Source organism: Nitrosospira multiformis (genome assembly GCF_900110185.1).
Taxonomy (GTDB): domain Bacteria; phylum Pseudomonadota; class Gammaproteobacteria; order Burkholderiales; family Nitrosomonadaceae; genus Nitrosospira; species Nitrosospira multiformis_A.
Genome location: NZ_FOCT01000001.1, coordinates 313323 through 332587, shown reverse-complemented (window position 1 = coordinate 332587; position 19265 = coordinate 313323). Strand labels below are relative to the sequence as shown.

At 54.0% G+C, this 19265-nt stretch carries 23 protein-coding genes; 7 read left to right on the top strand and 16 right to left on the bottom strand.

Features of this window, described 5'->3' with window-relative positions:
• Positions 1–35 precede the first annotated feature (35 nt).
• The 4 genes from BMY01_RS01655 to BMY01_RS01645 all read left to right on the top strand — a co-directional run bounded on the left by BMY01_RS01655 (position 36) and on the right by BMY01_RS01645 (position 1526).
• On the top strand, positions 36–254 hold the full coding sequence (locus tag BMY01_RS01655; RefSeq protein ID WP_074743834.1) for a CsbD family protein: 219 nt from the start codon (positions 36–38) through the stop codon (positions 252–254).
• Positions 255–326: 72 nt separating this feature from the next.
• Complete coding sequence (locus tag BMY01_RS01650; RefSeq protein ID WP_074743833.1) at positions 327–743, top strand: hypothetical protein; 417 nt, start codon at positions 327–329, stop codon at positions 741–743.
• A gap of 167 nt (positions 744–910) precedes the next feature.
• Complete coding sequence (locus BMY01_RS17255) at positions 911–1060, top strand: lmo0937 family membrane protein (protein ID WP_139176647.1); 150 nt, start codon at positions 911–913, stop codon at positions 1058–1060.
• A 46-nt stretch (positions 1061–1106) separates the two neighbouring features.
• Complete coding sequence (locus BMY01_RS01645; protein WP_074708578.1) at positions 1107–1526, top strand: CBS domain-containing protein; 420 nt, start codon at positions 1107–1109, stop codon at positions 1524–1526.
• Between the two features lie 45 nt (positions 1527–1571).
• Here the strand turns inward: BMY01_RS01645 and guaA are convergent, their stop codons facing one another.
• From guaA to BMY01_RS01625, 4 genes are all read right to left on the bottom strand, one after another.
• Positions 1572–3134 carry a glutamine-hydrolyzing GMP synthase gene (gene guaA, locus BMY01_RS01640; RefSeq protein ID WP_074743832.1) on the bottom strand — a complete coding sequence of 521 codons (1563 nt, stop codon included), beginning with the start codon at positions 3132–3134 and terminating at the stop codon, positions 1572–1574.
• Positions 3135–3297: 163 nt separating this feature from the next.
• A complete protein-coding gene (gene guaB, locus BMY01_RS01635) occupies positions 3298–4758 on the bottom strand; it encodes an IMP dehydrogenase (RefSeq protein ID WP_074743831.1) in 1461 nt (486 codons plus the stop codon).
• 194 nt (positions 4759–4952) lie between these two features.
• Positions 4953–5243 carry an RnfH family protein gene (locus tag BMY01_RS01630; protein WP_074743830.1) on the bottom strand — a complete coding sequence of 97 codons (291 nt, stop codon included), beginning with the start codon at positions 5241–5243 and terminating at the stop codon, positions 4953–4955.
• Between the two features lie 24 nt (positions 5244–5267).
• Complete coding sequence (locus BMY01_RS01625) at positions 5268–5705, bottom strand: type II toxin-antitoxin system RatA family toxin (RefSeq protein ID WP_074743829.1); 438 nt, start codon at positions 5703–5705, stop codon at positions 5268–5270.
• A 366-nt stretch (positions 5706–6071) separates the two neighbouring features.
• On the opposite strand from BMY01_RS01625, the gene smpB reads away from it, so the two are divergent.
• Both smpB and BMY01_RS01615 read left to right on the top strand, forming a co-directional pair.
• The gene (gene smpB / locus BMY01_RS01620) at positions 6072–6515 is read left to right on the top strand and encodes an SsrA-binding protein SmpB (RefSeq protein WP_074743828.1); all 444 of its coding nucleotides are present in this window, start codon (positions 6072–6074) and stop codon (positions 6513–6515) included.
• A 38-nt stretch (positions 6516–6553) separates the two neighbouring features.
• Positions 6554–7624: a COX15/CtaA family protein gene (locus tag BMY01_RS01615; protein ID WP_074743827.1), complete on the top strand. Its 1071-nt coding sequence runs from the start codon at positions 6554–6556 to the stop codon at positions 7622–7624.
• Positions 7625–8213: 589 nt separating this feature from the next.
• On the opposite strand, the gene ccmI is transcribed toward BMY01_RS01615, so the two are convergent.
• The 7 genes from ccmI to ccmC form a co-directional block, all read right to left on the bottom strand.
• A complete protein-coding gene (ccmI, locus tag BMY01_RS01605; protein WP_074743825.1) occupies positions 8214–9524 on the bottom strand; it encodes a c-type cytochrome biogenesis protein CcmI in 1311 nt (436 codons plus the stop codon).
• A 7-nt stretch (positions 9525–9531) separates the two neighbouring features.
• Complete coding sequence (locus BMY01_RS01600; RefSeq protein ID WP_081353626.1) at positions 9532–10110, bottom strand: cytochrome c-type biogenesis protein; 579 nt, start codon at positions 10108–10110, stop codon at positions 9532–9534.
• Positions 10107–10631 carry a DsbE family thiol:disulfide interchange protein gene (locus BMY01_RS01595; RefSeq protein ID WP_074743824.1) on the bottom strand — a complete coding sequence of 175 codons (525 nt, stop codon included), beginning with the start codon at positions 10629–10631 and terminating at the stop codon, positions 10107–10109. The genes BMY01_RS01600 and BMY01_RS01595 overlap by 4 nt, the downstream gene beginning before the upstream one ends.
• The gene (locus BMY01_RS01590; RefSeq protein ID WP_074743823.1) at positions 10628–12667 is read right to left on the bottom strand and encodes a heme lyase CcmF/NrfE family subunit; all 2040 of its coding nucleotides are present in this window, start codon (positions 12665–12667) and stop codon (positions 10628–10630) included. The genes BMY01_RS01595 and BMY01_RS01590 overlap by 4 nt, the downstream gene beginning before the upstream one ends.
• Positions 12668–12761: 94 nt before the next feature.
• A complete protein-coding gene (gene ccmE / locus BMY01_RS01585; protein WP_074743822.1) occupies positions 12762–13208 on the bottom strand; it encodes a cytochrome c maturation protein CcmE in 447 nt (148 codons plus the stop codon).
• The gene (ccmD, locus tag BMY01_RS01580; RefSeq protein WP_074743821.1) at positions 13192–13389 is read right to left on the bottom strand and encodes a heme exporter protein CcmD; all 198 of its coding nucleotides are present in this window, start codon (positions 13387–13389) and stop codon (positions 13192–13194) included. The genes ccmE and ccmD overlap by 17 nt, the downstream gene beginning before the upstream one ends.
• Entirely contained in the window at positions 13386–14126 is a 741-nt protein-coding gene (gene ccmC, locus BMY01_RS01575) for a heme ABC transporter permease CcmC (RefSeq protein WP_074743964.1), read from the bottom strand. Before ccmC ends, ccmD begins: the two co-directional genes overlap by 4 nt.
• A 425-nt stretch (positions 14127–14551) precedes the next feature.
• Here ccmC and BMY01_RS01570 point away from each other — a divergent pair, with 425 nt between their 5' ends.
• Entirely contained in the window at positions 14552–15445 is an 894-nt protein-coding gene (locus tag BMY01_RS01570; RefSeq protein WP_074743820.1) for a DNA glycosylase family protein, read from the top strand.
• A 116-nt stretch (positions 15446–15561) separates the two neighbouring features.
• Here the strand turns inward: BMY01_RS01570 and murI are convergent, their stop codons facing one another.
• The 5 genes from murI to BMY01_RS01540 all read right to left on the bottom strand — a co-directional run bounded on the left by murI (position 15562) and on the right by BMY01_RS01540 (position 19159).
• Entirely contained in the window at positions 15562–16368 is an 807-nt protein-coding gene (gene murI / locus BMY01_RS01565) for a glutamate racemase (protein WP_074743819.1), read from the bottom strand.
• 105 nt (positions 16369–16473) lie between these two features.
• A complete protein-coding gene (locus BMY01_RS01560) occupies positions 16474–16977 on the bottom strand; it encodes a GNAT family N-acetyltransferase (RefSeq protein WP_074743818.1) in 504 nt (167 codons plus the stop codon).
• An 85-nt stretch (positions 16978–17062) separates the two neighbouring features.
• A complete protein-coding gene (gene ccmB, locus BMY01_RS01555; protein WP_011380560.1) occupies positions 17063–17722 on the bottom strand; it encodes a heme exporter protein CcmB in 660 nt (219 codons plus the stop codon).
• 1 nt (position 17723) lies between these two features.
• The gene (ccmA, locus tag BMY01_RS01550; protein ID WP_074743817.1) at positions 17724–18344 is read right to left on the bottom strand and encodes a cytochrome c biogenesis heme-transporting ATPase CcmA; all 621 of its coding nucleotides are present in this window, start codon (positions 18342–18344) and stop codon (positions 17724–17726) included.
• A gap of 350 nt (positions 18345–18694) precedes the next feature.
• Positions 18695–19159 (bottom strand): VOC family protein, encoded by a 465-nt coding sequence (locus BMY01_RS01540; RefSeq protein ID WP_074743815.1) that lies wholly within the window; start codon positions 19157–19159, stop codon positions 18695–18697.
• Positions 19160–19265: the final 106 nt, after the last annotated feature.

Genomic DNA, 19265 nt, shown 5'->3' with positions numbered 1-19265 from the left:
AAACGGCGGGATCAGACTTAAAGGAGGAGCTAAAAATGAACTGGGATCAAGTAGAGGGCAACTGGAAGCAATTCAAGGGTAAAGTGAAAGAGCAGTGGGGTAAGCTCACCGACGATCATATTGACCAGATCGCCGGACGAAGGGATCAGCTCTCCGGCCAGATCCAGGAATCATACGGGATCACGAAGGAAGAAGCCGAGAAACAGATCAATGAATGGGAAAAACAGCAGGACACACATCACCGTTCCTATTAAAGGGAAAAGCGGGGAATGAAGGACTGTTTCTCTGTCCGAACCACAAAGTCAAACCATTAAAGCGAGGGAATCATGGGTAAATCAAATGTCATTCTTGTCGCACTCGGCTTTTCGGTCAGTTCGATCGTAATAGCGCAGCAACAGCGGCTGCCGTCCGACGTCTATGAGGTATATACGGCCGACAAGGAGCGCATCGAGCGTGAATACAAGGCGGACAAGCAGCGCTGTGATTCCCTCGATGGCAATGCCGAGGATATATGTGAGGCGGAAGCCAAGGGTCGGGAAGAAGTTGCAAAGGCCGAGCTGGAAGATAAGTACAGGCCATCGAAAGAAAGCCGGTACGAAGTGCGGGCGGCAAGAGCGAAAGCTGACTATCGGGTGGCGAAAGAGCGATGTGATGACTTATCAGGCAATGTGAAGGATGTGTGTCTAGAAGAAGCAAAAGCCGCGCAAGCGGCTGCGATAGCGGATGCCAAGAGGGAGGATTAGGAATCTCTGAACAGATTCCTCTTGCGAGAGGTTTTCCATCAGCACCATACTCAGAAGAGCGGGCTTGAGGAATATGCCTTTGGCAAGTAAAGCAAGCGTCTGTAGCCCAGGCAAGATCCAAGGGCGGCGCTTGCTGATAACTTCATGATAACGAAAAGGAGGCTATCATGCTTTACACAATCGCTGTTGTTTTGATCATCCTGTGGCTATTGGGATTGGTCAGTTCCTATACGATGGGCGGCTTCATACACCTTCTTCTGGTAATAGCCATCGTGGTGATTCTGCTTCGCATAATCAGCGGCCGAAAACCGCTTTGATTATTTGCGTCCGAGACGCCGCAGGCGAGTCGATGAGGAGAATGACATGCAAAAGATAAGCGAAGTGATGAGTTCGGATGTGCAGACCATCAGCCCGGATGCAACCATTGAGGAGGCGGCCCAGGAAATGCGCGACGGCGACTTCGGGCTTTTGCCCGTGGGCGATGAAGAACAGTTGTTGGGCGTCATTACTGATCGCGATATCGCCATCAGAGCGGTGGCGGAGGGCAGGGGACCAAGCACTCCAGTCAGTGAAATCATGTCCGAAGGTGTGATCTGGGTTCATGAGGATGATTCGATAGAGGAAGCAGCCGAGATCATGAGTGATAACCAGATCCGCCGCCTGCCGGTCGTAAACGCCGAACAACGACTGGTGGGAATCGTCTCTCTCGGGGATTTTGCAGTGGATGCCTCCGATATCGGACCGGTTGCGGATGCGCTTACTGAAATTTCCAATCCGCCCTGAGTTGATCCAGGAAAAGCAAAGCATCGGGACTTCTTCGGACTGCTTTCACTCCCACTCTATAGTGGCCGGCGGCTTTCCGGAGATATCGTAAACCACGCGGTTTATTCCACGTACTTCGTTCACGATGCGGTTGGATATTCTCGCGAGCAGAGCGTAAGGCAGTTCCGCCCAGCGTGCCGTCATGAAGTCCTCTGTCTGAACGGCGCGCAGGGCGACGACAAAATCGTAGGTGCGGCCATCGCCCATCACTCCCACCGATTTCACTGGTAGAAAGACCGCAAACGCCTGGGAAGTTTTTTCATACCAGCCCGCATTGCGTAATTCCTCGATGAAGATTGCATCGGCACGCCGCAATAGCTCGGCGTACTCGCGCTTGACTTCACCGAGAATGCGCACTCCAAGCCCCGGTCCGGGAAAAGGGTGACGAAAGACCATATCGTGCGACAGCCCCAGGGCCAGTCCAAGTTCGCGTACTTCATCCTTGAACAATTCCCGCAACGGTTCCAGAAGCCTCAGATGCAATGTTTCCGGCAGGCCGCCAACATTATGGTGGGATTTGATCGTGTTTGCCTTTTTTGTTTTAGCGCCGGCGGATTCGATGACGTCCGGATAAATCGTGCCTTGGGCAAGCCAGCGCGCATCCGCGATTTTTGCTGCTTCCCGTTGGAATACCTCGACGAATTCGCGTCCGATAATGCGACGCTTCGCTTCCGGATCCGTGATTCCTTGCAAATGTCCTAGAAATTCTTCGCTGGCATCGACATGAATGACTTTTACGCCGAGATTTCGGCTGAAGGTGTCCATTACCTGTTCGGCCTCATTCAGGCGCAGCAGGCCGTTGTCCACGAAAACACAGGTAAGCTGCTTGCCAATAGCACGATGAATGAGGGCCGCTGCAACGGAGGAATCCACACCCCCGGACAGCCCCAGAATAACTTCGTCCGGCCCCACTTCGGAACGGATTCTGCCAACCATTTCCTCCAGATAGTCGGGCATGTTCCAGTCATAAGCGAGCCCGCAAATTTCGTGGACAAATCTGTCTATAATGGCTTTGCCCTGCGGGGTATGAGTGACTTCCGGATGGAATTGCATCCCGTAGAGCCTGCGCGCTCCATCCGCTATGGCAGCAAGGGGGGTGGCAGGGTTGCTTGCCATGACCTGGAAACCGGGAGGAAGAATGTTCACGCTGTCGCCATGGCTCATCCACACATCCAGAAGCTTTTGGCCCGATGCATCAGTACGATCATGGATATCCTGAAGCAGGCCGGCAAGGTCTTTTACCTGCAGTTCGGCGTAACCGAATTCGCGCACCTTCGAGTTTTCAACTGAACCACCCAACTGCGCCGCCATGGTTTGCATGCCATAGCAGATGCCCATTACCGGCACTCCCAACTCAAAGACGATCTGGGGAGCACGCGGCGTTTCATCCGCGGCGACAGAGGCCGGGCCCCCGGAAAGGATAATGCCTGCCGGAGCGAAATTCCCGATGAATTCCGGGCTTATGTCAAAAGGATGAATTTCGCAGTAGACATTGCTTTCCCGCACGCGGCGGGCAATCAACTGCGTATATTGGGAACCAAAGTCAAGGATGAGTATTTTTTGATGCATGACCAAAGCACTCGGACCCGATCATCCGAGCATTCAGAGAGCGGAAATCCGTCCTAAAATGAATATTGGTGTCAGTGAAGAAGGGAGGAAAGTAGCAGGGCAGACCGTAAGGTGCAACGTTATGCTGAAACAATATATTATTGCCATGCAACGCCATTTATGCCTAATCGATATGGTAGTTCGGGGCCTCTTTGGTAATCTGCACGTTATGGACGTGTGATTCACGAATCCCGGCGGCAGTAATCTCGATAAACTCTGCCTTGGCATGCATGTCATCGATTGTTTCACAGCCCAGATAGCCCATGCCCGAGCGTACCCCGCCAATCAACTGATGGATGACCGCAATGACGCTTCCCTTGAAGGGAACGCGGCCTTCCACGCCTTCCGGCACGAGCTTCCTGGAGTCCTGCTCGGGCTGCTGGAAATAGCGGTCGCTCGAACCCTGCTGCATTGCCGAAAGTGAACCCATTCCACGGTAGGTCTTGTATGAGCGCCCCTGGAAGAGTTCAATTTCTCCCGGTGATTCTTCCGTGCCCGCGAACAATCCCCCCAGCATGATTGAGCTCGCCCCGGCGGCCAACGCCTTTGCAATGTCCCCCGAATAGCGGATGCCGCCGTCGGAGATCAGCGGCACGCCGCTGCCCGCCAGTTCCGCAGAAACGTTTTTGATGGCCGTAATCTGAGGTATTCCCACTCCCGCCACAATGCGGGTGGTGCATATCGAACCCGGACCGATTCCTACCTTTACCGCGTCGGCGCCATGATCCACCAGAGCCTTGGCAGCGGCGGCAGTACCTACATTGCCGCCAATAACCTGGATTTTAGGGAATCGTTTCTTTACCCACTGTACCCGTTCAAGCACACTCTGCGAGTGTCCATGTGCGGTGTCCACGACAATCACGTCCACACCTGCATCGACCAGCGCCTCTGCCCGCTCTTCACTGCCTTCGCCAACCCCTATCGCAGCGCCAACGCGCAGCCGGCCCTGTTCGTCCTTGCAGGCGTTGGGGTGTTCGGATGTCTTGATGATATCTTTCACAGTGATCAGTCCACGCAACTCGAAGTCGTTATTCACGACGAGCACGCGCTCCAGCCGGTATTTGTGCAACAGGGCCATTGCTTCTTCGCGACTGGCGCCTTCATTCACCGTTACCAGCCGCTCCTTCAAGGTCATGATATTCCGGATCGGCTGATCCAGGTTGGTTTCGAAGCGAAGATCGCGGTTTGTCACAATCCCCACCACTTTCGAACCTTCCACCACCGGTAAGCCTGAAATCCTGAATTTATGGATCAGGTTGAGGACTTCCCGCACGGTCATGTCAGGCGGAATGGTAATGGGATCTTTTACCACGCCGCTTTCGAAGCGCTTGACGTTGGAAACCTGGGCAGCCTGGGATTCCGCCGGCATATTCTTGTGTATGATGCCGATTCCGCCTTCCTGGGCGAGCGCGATTGCGAGCCGCGCCTCGGTAACGGTATCCATGGCGGCTGATACAAGAGGAATATTGAGGGAGATCTCGCGCGTGAGTCGCGTTGTCAGATTGACGTTGCGTGGTAAAACGACGGAGTGGGCGGGAAGCAGCAGGACATCGTCAAAGGTTAAAGCTTTCTCAACCAGTCGCATGATAGTGATCCTTCACAAAGCGGCATTATAGCGAACATGGATGCTATGGGGAATCATCCCGTACGAAGACGAAGCACAGGAACGATTCGAAGCTTTCCTATCTGTTCATGCCGTAAGCTCCCTTGCCGCAATTGTCACGGCCCACGTCCATTTATAAGCTTGGTTTTTATTTTCGTTCCGGGGTTGATGCACAATCACCGGTTTTTTGCACGCTTCCTGCGGGCTTCCTTGGGATCGACCCTTAGAGGACGATAAATTTCTATCCGGTCGCGATTGCGCAGAACCGTGGTGGGCGGGACCAGTTTGCCATATATACCGAGCTTGTTTTTCAGGAGGTCGATCTCGGGAAACCGGGGGAGGATGCCGGATAGTTTTACCGCTTGTTCCACGGTAGTGCCCTCCGGCAAATTCATCTGCCGTACAATCTGTTTCTCCGGCAATGCATACACCACTTCGATATCAATATTCGGACCAGGAACTTCCATAGACTTCCCGACGTCAATACCCGATCAGGAACTTCCATAAACTTCTTCTGCGCGCTCGATGAACGCTTCCACGAAGCTGTTGGCAATGACAAAGAAGACGGGTCCTACCAGTTTTTCCAGAAATATGTGCGAGAACGTGTAGTGCAGGCGAAACTCGATCTTGCATGCATTTTCCGCCAGGGGAATGAAGCGCCAGTGCCCGTCGAGGTTCTGAAACGGTCCGTTCAATAATGTCATTGTAATGAGCTCTGGCGGCTTGCGTACGTTCTCGGTCGTGAAACTGTGCTTGATATGGTGATAATCGATCATGATAGTAGCATGGGTGACCGACTCGCTTTGATGCACAACGGAAGATCCTCCGCACCAGGGTAAAAATTTCGGATAATCCTCCACCGCATCCACCAGTTCGAACATGCGGCTTGCGGAATAACCAATCAGAACCGATTTTTCGATGTCAGCCATGCGATGAACTGCTCCGCTTCAGCGAGACAGTATTGAACGTCAACTTGATGGCGGACTGCTCGTTTTTTGACTTGGAAAATTGATACATATACATTGTTTTAATTGCCTGAGTGTTTCCAACTTATGAACCTGCCGGGAGCCTGAACTGTGATCCGAGCTGCGTCAGTGCTCCAGCTTGTCCATCTGCCGAATTCAAGGCGAAAGCTGTTAAAATACACGAAACCCGCGTTGAACTCACCCTTTTTCTTCCCTTGAGGACTTATCCAGGGATTTCTTGAACATCATACCTCCGTATATCGTACCCTTTATCCTTTGCGCCCTTTGCACTCTTTGTGAGCAGCGAGCACTTGTCTTGAGAATCCCTGAATGAGCATCGTCCAGAATAAGAAAGCTTTTCATGACTATTTTATCGAGGAGAAACATGAAGCAGGGGCAGTTCTGGAAGGATGGGAAGTCAAGGCGATTCGCGCGGGACGAGCGCAGCTGAAGGAAGCATATGTCATTATCCGGAACGGTGAATTGTTTCTCATCGGATGTCATATCAGTCCGTTGCTGGCAGCTTCCACTCACATCCAGCCCGACCCGGTTCGTACGCGCAAGCTGTTGTTGCATGCTGAGGAAATCAAACGGCTTATCGGCAAGGTGGAGCGGGCGGGATACACCCTGGTTCCACTGGATATCCATTATAAGAAAGGGCGAATCAAGCTTGAAATCGGTCTTGCAAAGGGCAAGAAGCAGCATGACAAACGCGAATCCGAGAAGCAGAAAGAGTGGGAGCGCGACAAGCAGCGGTTGATGCGCGCGAAATAATCCTCGATATTTTATAACCTTAGATCAAATTCCTAGCCATGCAGTTTGTCCAAACCTCAATAATCCCGCAGAAAACCGATCAAGAGTTTGCTGTGCAAAAACCGATTGCCATCTGGTTGTTCGTTTGCTGCGCTCTGGTATTCGCCATGGTGGTTGTAGGCGGTGTAACCCGTCTTACCGATTCAGGCCTTTCCATCGTCGAATGGCAACCCCTCGTTGGCACGGTACCTCCACTCAGTCAGAATGACTGGGATGAGCTCTTCGAGAAATATCACCAGACGCCTCAGTATAAAAAGGTAAATCTTGGCATGAGCCTGGAAGAGTTCAAGACAATCTTCTGGTGGGAATATTTCCACCGCTTATTGGGGCGCGTCATCGGATTGGCATTTTTCATACCATTCCTGTATTTTCTGGCGAAAAAGGCAGTCGATCGCCCACTGGGTCTGAAATTGTCAGGAATTTTCCTGCTAGGTGCCTTGCAGGGTGGGATGGGGTGGTACATGGTAAAGAGCGGGTTGGTGGATAACCCTCATGTCAGCCAGTATCGCCTGACTGCGCACCTTGGCCTCGCTTTTGCGATTTATGCCGCAATGTTCTGGGTAGCGCTCGATCTGCTCAATCCCGGCCGCGATTTGTCCGCAAACAGTGGACTACGCAGTTTACTCAATTTCTCGACCACGCTGTCTGCCCTGATATTCATAATGGTTTTATCGGGAGGGTTCGTGGCAGGCATTCGGGCAGGTCTGGCTTACAATACTTTTCCACTCATGGATGGCCACTTCATCCCCCCGGAACTATTCATGCTGGAACCCTGGTACCGGAATTTCTTTGACAACATGACTACCGTGCAATTCGATCATCGCCTGATTGCGTGGACGCTGGCAATTCTTGTTCCGATTTTCTGGCTCAAATCGAGAGCAGCGCCACTTTCAGGTTCGGCTCGTCTTGCATGCACTCTGCTGTTGATCATGCTGGCAGTGCAGATCACCTTGGGGATTTCCACGCTGCTGCTGGTTGTTCCTCTAACCCTTGCGGCAGCGCATCAGGCAGGTGCACTATTGCTGTTTACCGCTGCCCTTTGGGTGAATCATGAGCTACGGCGTCAATAGTTGAGCGTTTCAGCTCCTCGGCCGCTGGCAGATCTAGGAGCTTGGCCTCGACGCCTTTATTCACTGCGAAGAGCAGGGTCAGCGAGTGATTGCTTTGATTGCTTGTTGCATGCTTCATACCCTTCATGGCTTTGACAAGATCTTTTGGAAGCCGAGCAGAATGGAGGCAGTGCACCTCATTAATGACAATGAACATGCATTAGTTACTGGGGCGTCTTCATCATCCCGCATTATGCCAAACAACTGATAGATCGGGTTGAGCAAAGTGGGACCCCGACGAGAAATTTATCAAAATTGGTAAGCCACCAAATTTCCCTTTGATCTGTTTTGAAGCTTGTTCTTCCTTTCGAACAAGCGTGTCGTGAATATCATTCGTCCTGAGCCTGAGGTTGTGGAAGGCATGAAAGACGGGGGAAAGATTTAGAACGGCAGCACGCGAAGTTACAGTGGGAAAGAGCAGATTCTATTTATCCGGAAATCATCTCAAGGGGGATTTCCGGAGAAAGAAGGGGGCGCAAAGGCAGAGCCTTTGCGCCCCCAAGGGGCATACTCCAGAGATAGATATGCTGCCGTCAGCTGATGCTGACTATTAAGGCAGCTGCTGATCGATAACCACGCTGATCCCGCTGGCGCCGACCATCACCGCCTGACTGAAACCTTGCAGGTCGCCGCTTTGTGGCATGGGGGATCCCGATTTCGAAATTCTGGCGCCTACTACCACCTCCGCAGGGAAAGTAGACAACTGCACGCCGGATCGGGCCATGGAATCGTTCAGTGAAAAGTTCGCCGGCAAATCCTTGACTTGCAGGCGCAGGGTCGCAAGGGGTGCCTTTGGTCCCACTTTGGCACGGGCAAAAATATACAGGCTGTCGCCTGGGGAGGTCTTGCTTGCGAGGGCAGGGCTCAGTGTTACCTTGCCGGAAAGTGTACCGGAGGTAGCACCTGCCGCGCCCGAGGCTGATCCCTGTTTATTTGCAGGAGGAGGTGTCTGAGTACCCGGTTGGTCTGGTGCTCTAGCCACCAAGCTGCCTTTTCCTGCTGCCAGCGATTTTGCTTCTGCGATGCTGGCGTTAACGGATTGCACCAGCTCAGCCTCGGATGGCGGAATCAGGGCCGCCAGTTTTTCCCAATATCTGGCAGCCTCCTTGTATCTCTTCTCCTCGAATTCGGCTGTGCCTGCCAGCGCCAGCGCCTTGGGGTTATTGGGATCCAGGCTCAATGCCTTTTTGATCAGTTCCGTCGGTTTCCCGACCAGACTGCCCTTATTCGTCATCGCCACAATATCGGCGTAATCGGTAATGATGGCGGAGTCCTCGGGCGTCAAGGCAAGTGCCTTTTCATAAGCTTCCTTTGCCTCGTTGAACCGCTGCATCATTGCGTAGGTCCGACCAAGCATAAGCCATCCTTCGACGTTGTCGGGATTGTCCTCAAGCTTCGCAATGAGGTTTTCCATTACCGAGGAAAAATCGGGATGGCCTCCTTGTCCTTCCCCAGCCGACATTGAGGGATGCTCCGCAGCAGGCTGCGGCAGCAACGCCTTGGTGTTGCCTATCGCCAGGTAAAGGGAAACCGCGAGGACAGGCAGGGCGAGCGCAGTGACAGTCATGGTCGCCACGTTGTGCCTTCCACCCATTATCATGGTCGTCGTATTGCCATCTTCGGGAATATCCTGCAGCATTCTTTGCTGCAACTCGCGCTTGCTTTGCTCGTATTGTTCGCGCGTCAGGATGTCGCTGCGCAGATCGCTATCGAGCTCCGCCAACTGATCCCGATAAACGTCGATATTGGTGGCATCCCGTTCGACGCCGGCGTCGCGATCCTTCTTGCTCCACAATGTAGGCAGTACGAACAGCAGAGCGCCGACAATAAATATGCCGGCCACAATCCAGAATGAAGTCATGCGTTTATTACCCTTTGCCTTCCTTCAGCAGGGCTTCCGCCTGCTTGAGTTGCTGTTCGGATAGCGCGGGTTCTTCGATGTGTTTGCGGCGGCGCTTGAGATAAAACACCAGGAAGAGTGCTCCGGCCAAAAGGAAGATGAAAGGACCGAACCATAGGAACAGGGTGGTACTTTTCATCGGTGGACGATAAAGCACGAAATCGCCGTAGCGCGCCACCAGAAAGTCGACAATTTCCTTGTCACTCTTGTTGGCTTGCATCTGTTCGCGGATTTCGCGCCGTAAGTCGTTTGCAAAATCGGCACGCGAAGCGGCTATCGTCTCATTCTGACAAACCAGACATCGCAGGTCTTCGGATAGCGCAACCATGCGTCTCTCTATTTCCGGGTCTTCGGCAACAGGAGCAGCTTCCTTTGCCCCCGCAAACGGAGCGAAAAGCAACAGACAGAGCAGCAGCGCCGTTTTTAGCAGCGCGAAACCGCCTCCATTTGCCCTTATGTCTTCCAGGGCGCCTGGACGATCGCCTTTATCGTTTTTACTGCTGCCACAAGCCGCCAAAGACGACCGGGATAAAAGTTTCAATCTCATCCTTGTAATTCTCTCACCAGAGGCAGAATTTTATTCTGCAGTGCTTCCACTGTTACGGGACCGATCTGCTTGTAGCGAATTACCCCATTCTTGTCGATGACATAAGTCTCCGGCACCCCATAAACGCCGAACTCTATGCCCGTCCGACCTTCGGGATCAACCGCGCTGGCGGCGTAGGGGTCACCAAACTGCTGAAGCCATCTTAACGCGTCGTCTCGCTGATCCTTGTAATTGAGTCCATAGACAGGGACAATTCCCGACTTCGACAGTTCCACCAATACCGGATGTTCCTGACGGCAGGAAACGCACCACGAGGCCCACACATTCAATAGCCATACCTTGCCCAGGTTTTCCTTCGAGGTCAGCGTTTTTTCCGGTTCATGCAGTTGTTGCAACTGGAATTCGGGAGCTGGTTTCCCCACCAGGGGAGAGGGGACCTGACGCGGATTGAGGCCCAGGCCGACGAGCAGAAAACCCACCAGTACGACGAAAACAGCGAGTGGCAACAGGAAACGCGTCATGCCTTTTTGCTCCTGGCAATCATAGGCGCGGTGGCTTTCCTGCCGGCCTTGCTGGCTTTAGCGGCCTTCCTTTCCTCGACCTCGACAGTCTCACGCTGCTTGCGCGAGGACAGCCGGTAACGTCTGTCAGTGACGGCAAGGAAGCCTCCGAATGCCATCAACATACAGCCGAACCATATCCAGTCCACGAAGGGCTTATGATAAACACGCACGACCCATGCTCCGTTTTCCAGAGGTTCACCCAAGGCAACGTACAGATCGCGGAGAATACCGGTATCGATTGCCGCTTCGGTCATCGGCATCCCGGATGCGTTATAGGTTCGTTTTTCGGGTTCCAGCACATTGATTTTCTTTCCGTCGCGCAATACATCGACATTGCCGATGTCTGACATGTAGTTTGGCCCCGGCGCTTTTTTCACGCCGTTGAAACGGAAGGTATAGCCTCCTACCTCGACCGTGTCGCCAATTTCCATGCGCACATCTTTTTCCGTTTCATAACCACCCACAAGCGCCACCCCGATAATAAAGAAGGCGATGCCAAGGTGGGCAGCGTGCATGCCGTAGTAGCTGCGCGACTGCGCCGCCAGCTTGGCAAACAGTCCCTGCTTACCAGTGCTTCGGAGGCGATGAATTACGCTGACGATCACGCTCGTAATGACCCAGAAGGCCATCAGCAAGCTGAAGCTCACCATCAGCTTCCATTCGCCCATGACAAAGGGCATTACGAGAGCGGTAACTACGCTTACCCCGAATGCCCAGCGCAGGCGAACCGCAAGTTCAGGCAGGCTTGCCTGCTTCCAGCGCGCAAGGGGGCCAAGGCCGATCAGAAAGACGGCAGGGGTCATCAACGGGACGAATACTGCTTCGAAGTAGGGGGGGCCGACCGAAATCTTGCCGAGTTCAAGTGCATCCATGAACAGGGGATAGAGCGTGCCCAGTAGGATGCTTCCCGCTGCAACCATCATCAACAGATTGTTGGCGAGCAGCATGGATTCGCGTGAAACCAGTTCGAACTTTCCACCCAATCCGATTTTCGGCGCCCGCCATGCGAACAGCAACAGAGAGCCTCCGGTAATGGTCACCAGGAAGGCCAGGATGAATATACCGCGCGTGGGGTCGGTTGCAAAAGCGTGAACGGAGGTCAACACGCCCGAACGAACCAGGAACGTGCCGAGCAGGCTCAGGGAAAACGCGCAGATTGCCAGCAGCACAGTCCAGCTCTTGAAGCTACCGCGTTTTTCCGTCACGGCAAGGGAATGAACCAGGGCAGTTCCTACCAGCCAGGGCATGAAAGAGGCATTTTCAACGGGGTCCCAGAACCACCATCCCCCCCAGCCCAGTTCATAATAGGCCCACCAACTTCCCATCATGATGCCGATGGTGAGGAACATCCAGGCAACTGTCGTCCATGGCCGCGACCAACGCGCCCAGGTCGCGTCCATCTGTCCGCTCAGCAGTGCGGAAATGGCGAATGCAAACGCCACAGAGAAGCCGACATAACCCATGTAGAGCATGGGTGGATGGCAGACCATGCCCGGGTCCTGCAGCAGCGGGTTGAGGTCGCTTCCTTCCATCGCCCCCGGCAGCATCCGATCGAAAGGATTCGAAGTAAAAAGCATGAATATCAGGAAACCCACGCTGACTAGGCCCATGACGCCCAGCACGCGCGCCACCATATCATTCGGCAAATGCTTGCTGAATACACTGACTGCAACCGACCAGCATGCCAACATGAACGTCCAGAGCAGCAGGGAGCCCTCGTGCGAGCCCCAGGTGGCAGCAAAGCGGTATTGCAGCGGGAGCTTCGAATTCGAATTCTGCGCGACGTTGACTACCGAAAAATCGCTGTTTACGAATGAGTAGGCCAGGCAGAAGAAGGCGATGGCTACAAACACAAACTGTCCCTGAACCACCGGTCGCGCCAGGGCGATCCAGGAAGGGATGCCGCGTGCGGCGCCGATAATGGGCAGGGTGCCTTGTATGAGTGCCAGCAGCAAGGCGAGGATCAGGGCGAAGTTACCGAGTTCTGGAATCATGGCTGAGGCTGTGGGTTATGGACTGTGGAAAAATGTGAATAAGAATGAGGAGAGCCCTTTCGATTCTGGAAGGGCTCGGGGCTGAAACTGTTTGCTACTGCATCACTGTCTTGCGTGCCTTGTCGGCTTGATCAAGCGCACCCGCGGCTTCCGGCGGCATATAATTTTCATCGTGCTTCGCGAGCACCTCGTCCGCCCGGAAAATACCATCCGAAGCCAGCTTGCCCTGGGCTACCACACCTTTGCCTTCCTTGAACAGGTCGGGAAGGATGCCGGTATATACGACTGGAATAACCTTTGCGGTATCTGTCACCTGGAAATTGACCGTCACGCCGTCAGCCTGGCGTTTGACGCTGCCTTCTTCCACGAGGCCGCCGATACGGAAACTCTTGCCAACGGGCGCCTCATTATTGGCGACCTGGGTAGGGCTGAAGAAAAATACCAGATTACTCTGAAATGCATTTAAAACCAGCACCGAAGCAACGCCCAACGCGGTCACGCTCGAAGCGATGATTGCCAATTTTTTATGACGTGGTTTCATTTCCCTTCTCTTGTTTTGTTGACTGATGAATCAGACTGAGATGCCTGAGCAAAGTTCGCCTGCGGTTGGAAACCAGAACGATTTCCCCTGCAATGCAGATCAAGGTAACGAGGTAGGACCCCCATACGTAGAACCCGTACCCACCCATATCCAGAAATTCAGACAGACTGTTCCAGTTCATTGCGCTGCCTCCTGCAACTGACCTACCCACGCAGTATGACGTTCACGTTCCAGGATAATGGCGCGCGTGCGTATCAATATCACCGCGATGGCATACATCCAGCATGCGATTGACATAATCAGCATCCCTGTAAGCATGGTGGTTGCCATTTTCGGTGACTGCGTGAGACTGACAGAGGCGCCTTGATGCAATGTATTCCACCACTTCACTGAAAAATAGATGATGGGGACGTTTACCACGCCTACCAGAGCAATCACTGCTCCGGCTTTGTCTGCACGGCGCGGATCGTCTATGGCCGCCTGCAAAGACATGAAGCCGATGTAGAGGAACAGAAGAATCAGTTCAGAGGTAAGGCGCGCATCCCACACCCACCAGGTGCCCCACATGGGCTTGCCCCACAACGCGCCGGTCCAAAGCGCAATAAATGTGAACATTGCGCCAGTGGGGGCAATGGCGGTTGCCATCATGGCGGAAAGGCGGGTATTGAATGCAAGGCCGATACCCGACCACAACGCCATGATGACGTAGAGAAACATCGACAGCCAAGCCGCAGGGACATGGATGAAAATGATACGATAGGCTTCACCCTGCTGAAAATCGGTGGGAGCTACAAAAAAGCCGATATAAAGTCCCACCGCACACAATACAATTGCAGCAATGGAAAATAGGGGAATCATTTTGCCGGCGAGAAAATAGAAGCTTGCCGGAGAGGAATATTTAAACCAGTTTATCGCCATGTAGCAAAGCAGGTAGCAGACTTCATAATTGAGGCCTCGATGAGGCTTTGATAGATTGCGCCGTGCCATAGGTCATATGGTCATATATCCCATGTGGCCGTGCATCCCGCAGGACACTGTTGGCCACTTCAACCCAATCTACCTACCCATTCTTACGCCCCGTGCGCGTAACTCCCAATTTTAACCTAAAAACCTCAAATTCAGAATTGGTTTGTTAAAAACTATTGCTTGATTGTAACGGGGAGGTGGACTGTTGCGGAGGAGAGCGAGGGAGTGTGGATCGGCTACAGCCGGTAGAGATGCAAAAATACGTGCAAAAGCAGGAAAACAGAATTTCGCGCAAGGTATCCTGGGATCATAATCATTTCATTTAGCCGAATAATCCGGCAGACATTTCTTTCTGTTCCAGAAATCCGAAAGCGACCATGCAATTTTCCTGTTCCATTTCCTTACCTGCGACCTTTCGTCCCGGCGATATCCTGGCCTTTCATCGGCGTGACCGGCAAGAGATCGCAGAGCGTGTCAGCCATACCTCCGTGCAAAAAGCCATGATCTGGTGCGACGCCCCGGCGTACCTTTCTATCAGCTTTGAGCCAGGATTGGCAAAGGCTTCATTGGTTATCGATGGCAAAGTAGCAGAGGATCGCCAGCCCTTCTTCGAAGGTATGGTCCGGCGCATGCTGGGTCTGACCCAGGAGATCGAGATCTTCGAGGAACGGTATCGCGATCACCCGCAATTGGGCATCCTGATCGCGCAACAACCCGGTCTACGTGTGCCGGTCACTGCCACCCCATTCGAGGCGCTGACCTGGGCAGTCACTGGCCAACAAATCAGCGTCAACGCCGCGGTTTCCCTGCGGCGAAAGCTGATCGGCGCGACCAATATCCCTCACTCCTGTGGGCTGTTCTGCTACCCGGATGCGCGCCGGATTCTCGAACTGTCCGAAGAGACGTTACGGCAAGCGGGTTTTTCGACAACCAAAACCAGGACTTTGCTTGCACTCTCCGCCCTCGTGGCCGATAACGAGTTTCCACTGGATGCGTGGGTTGAGACGCTTCCGGTCGATGTCATTCGCGAAAAACTGGAAGCACTCCGCGGCATCGGTCCCTGGACAGTGAATTATGGATTGCTGCGCGGTTTCGGTTGGCTCGACGGCTCACTGCACGGCGACGCAGCAGTCCGCCGAGGCCTGCAAGCCTTGCTCGGTACGCAGGACAAAATCAGCGAGGAAAACACGAAGGTCTGGCTCGCACAGTTTTCCCCCTGGCGAGCCCTGGTCGGCGCCCATCTCTGGGCAGCCCAGGCTGCGATTGCCTGATGAGAATTTGATGCGCCTCATTGTGGTCCGACAGTCTCGTTGTGCGATACGGACAGCAATTTGGATGATACGTTTCTGTGCCCTTGAGCAACAGGCGGGGCTGATGAATTCCAGCGCTAGGATGCGGCAGTTACGTCGATCAGTTCTATATCGGCAGCCACCAGGCCCTGGTCGAAGAATTTGGAAGCATTGGCGGCAAAGCGCTCGGGATCGTCGGTTGCCAGCATTTTAATCTGGCCCCTTGTTCCCGTAATTCCCGAAAGCTGCGTGGCTGCCGCTTCACCGCTGTTGATGAGTGTGACCGATGATCCCAGAATGTCCCGGAAGAGGGCTTCAAAGACAGGAAAATGGGTGCACCCGAGAATCAACGTGTCCGGCGCTTCGGCTGTGTCGAATATGGGATCGAGATACTGGCGGACAATAGCCGTGGCTATGGGGCCTGAAGACCAGCCTTCTTCCGCAAGAGCCACCAGCATCTGACAGGCCTGGGACGATGCCTTTATATGAGGATTGATTTTTTTCAGTTCCTTTTCATATACCCCGCTCCGGATGGTGCCGAAGGTGGCGATGACACCGATATGCTGATTTTTTGTTGCCTGAATTGCCGCAGCCGCAGCCGGCTCGATCATGCCGATCACGGGCAGCGGAGCTGCTAGCGCGCGTACGGCCTCCAGCGCATGAGTCGATGCGGTATTGCAGGCGATCACGATTGCACTTGGATTATAGTTCAGCAGAATTCTGCACAGGCTCTGGCTATAACGCTGCACGATTTCGGGGCTCTTGGTTCCATAAGGAAGGCGGGCCGTATCCCCTAGATAGAGGTAAGATTCTTGCGGATAACGCTTTTTCAGCGCTTGAAGAACAGTCAATCCTCCGATACCGGAATCGAATACAGCTATGGGAGAAAATATTTCCGGCATCATTTATCTTTCACTCAATGGCTCACATGTGTATATACCGCTTTCTGTATCAGGGCTAATGGAGACAGCCTCCAGCAGAGTTGTTCATGAGCTCATGCGAGAATCCTCTCAGGTCGCGTCAAACCCAGGGTGGAACACGACTTCGCCTTCAGGCACGATTCCGGTGAACCCCAATCGCTGGAAATACTCCGGTGGCACGTCCCCATAGCGGAGTCCAGGATCACTGACGAACCCGAAACGGCTGTAGTAGCCAGGGTCGCCGAGGACAACGCACCCCTGGGCGTTCATATCTATATCTCTAAGGCGGGCAAGCCCCTCGCGGATCAAAGCCTGTCCGATGCCTCTTCCTTGCCGATCAGGTCGGACAGAAACCGGGCCAAGTCCATACCAGCCATTTGTTGCGCCGTTGATTGCAACGGGTGAGAAAGCAACATGGCCGATGATCTCGCCATCCTCGGTGGCGATGAGCGAAAGGATCAACGCTCCTGCGCTCCTCAACGCATCGACAACAGCTCCCTCGGTCTGGCTGCCATAAGGCATTTCCTTGAATGCGGCAGTTATGAGGCTTTGGATGGCGGCAATATCCTCGGGTCGTTCCAAGCGGATTTGCATGTAAACCTCCTGTCGCAATTGGCAACCCCTCTTCATCGCGCTCGCCGATCCGCAATGAAGAGTTGCTGGGATTCTTCGACCTTCTTTATTCCAGGGATATACGCAGCGCGACCGCGGTACTCCACGGCGCCAATACGAGAGATGCCAGCAGGAAAGCGCCTAGCAGCGACATGTGTGCTCCCGCGCCTAACCCGGCGGAGCTTGCCTCCACTGCACCCGCACCGAAAATCAGCACAGGAATGTACAGCGGCAACACCAGCAGCGAGACCAATACGCCCCCGCCGCGCAGGCCCAGAGTAAGCGCTGCGCCGATTGCACCGATCAGGCTCAGCACGGGCGTTCCGAGCAGCAGGGAAGCGGTCAGCACAAGAAGCGCATCACCCGTCAGATCGTACTGAATGCCCAATACTGGCGCCATCAGTACAAGGGGGACCCCGGTCACGAGCCAGTGGGCCAGTGCCTTGCCCAATACGAGCAGGGGCAGAGATTGAGGCGAGAGCAGCATCTGCTCCAGCGTGCCATCCAGATAATCGCTGGAAAACATGCGTCCCAGTGATAACATCGAGGCCAGCAGAGCAGCCACCCAGACCACGCCTGGCGCCATGACACGAAGCATGTTCATCTCCGGCCCGACGCCAAGCGGGAAAAGACTGACGACGATAATGAAAAAAAACAGCGTCGTCAGGACATCGGAGCGGCGTCTTGCCGCAAGCAGAAGATCTCGGCGGAGGATCCAGAAAAACATGTCAGGTGAGCTGCAGCCGCTGGATGGCGGCGCCTGCTATCTCGATTTCCTGGTGGGTCGTCATCACGATCATGCCCCCGTGTTCCAGGTGCCGCTCTATCAAACCTTGTACCAGCCTGACTGCACTCGTATCGAGTGCAGTCAGGGGCTCATCCAGTATCCAGAGCACGGTACCGCATACCAGCAGGCGCGCCAGCGTCACCCGGCGGCGCTGTCCCTGCGACAACACCTTGGCAGGCAACAGTTCGCGTCCGCCCAATCCCATGTGCTGCAAGGCGTCATGGGCCTTGCGTTCATCCAGATCAACCCCGCCCAGGGCGCTGGAGATGCGCAAATTCTCGATGGCAGTCAGATCGTCTTTTACCCCGCCTAAATGGCCGAGATAGGTCATCGCACCAAAATAATCTCCGCCAAGAGAGCGAATCTGGGTACCATCCCAGCGGATTTCGCCCTCAGCCGGCGAAGCCAGTCCGCACAACATGCGCAGAAGACTCGTTTTACCGCTGCCGTTCGGGCCCTGAACCTGCATCAACCCCCCGGATTCGAGCAAAAAATTGACGCCACTGAACAGCTTGCGGTCACCGCGGATGCATGTCAGGTCAATTCCTTCCAGCGTGGGCATTATCAGTCGCCAAAAAAGTCAGCATTATAGCGTAACGATAAGGCCGATGGCCTTTGGATTGATCTTCCAGTTTCTGCGGCAGTACTGCTGGAAATCAGTATGGTTTGGGTACAGCCGGGATGTTCATGACATTACTGGTGGTGGGATTGATCAGAATAGGAGGGATGGAAGCAGGGGAGAGGAGGAACAGCAGGAATTTCGGGACAAGGTGACGGTGGCCCATTACCTCGCTCCAAGCCTCTGGTTTGCGTTCGCCCCGAAGATGTGGACCCGTCTCTCTTGTATCAGAAGTGCGGGAGTTTTAACCGTACTTCCAATGACGTTGGCAGCGCGTGAGGCATCAAAAGTACTTATTGCTTGAACTTTGCCTCGGCGCGTTGCCTGATCTGCTCCAGCGACAGATCTTCCTTACGCGTCGCGATGAACCAGATATGGCCGAAAGGATCTTGCAGCGCGCCTGACCGGTCGCCATAAAACTGGTCTTCCAGCGGCTTGATGATCTTTGCTCCTTCTCCCACGGCTTGGTCAAACACCGCATCCACATCGTTCACATATAAGTGCAAACCGACCGAAGAACTGCCGGAGGATTGCGGATTACAGAAAGGGCTTTCTTCGCCGTAGTCATCCGCCATCATGATGCGCGAGTCACCGATCTGAATCTCCGCATGGCCGACTTTTCCATCTCGCGTATCCATCCTGAACAATTCCATTGCGCTGAAAGCACGTTTGTAGAATGCGATCGCCTCGGCTGCTCCATCGATGATGAGGTAGGGAGTGATGCTGTGGTAACCATCGGGTATGGGTTTAACAATCATGCGCGGTTCCTTGGTTGATTGATGAACTCCCGAAGGGAACGGGAGAATTGAGGGCGGAAACTGGAGCTTGCCGATGAGCTTCCACCTGCCCGCGAATGGGAAAGAG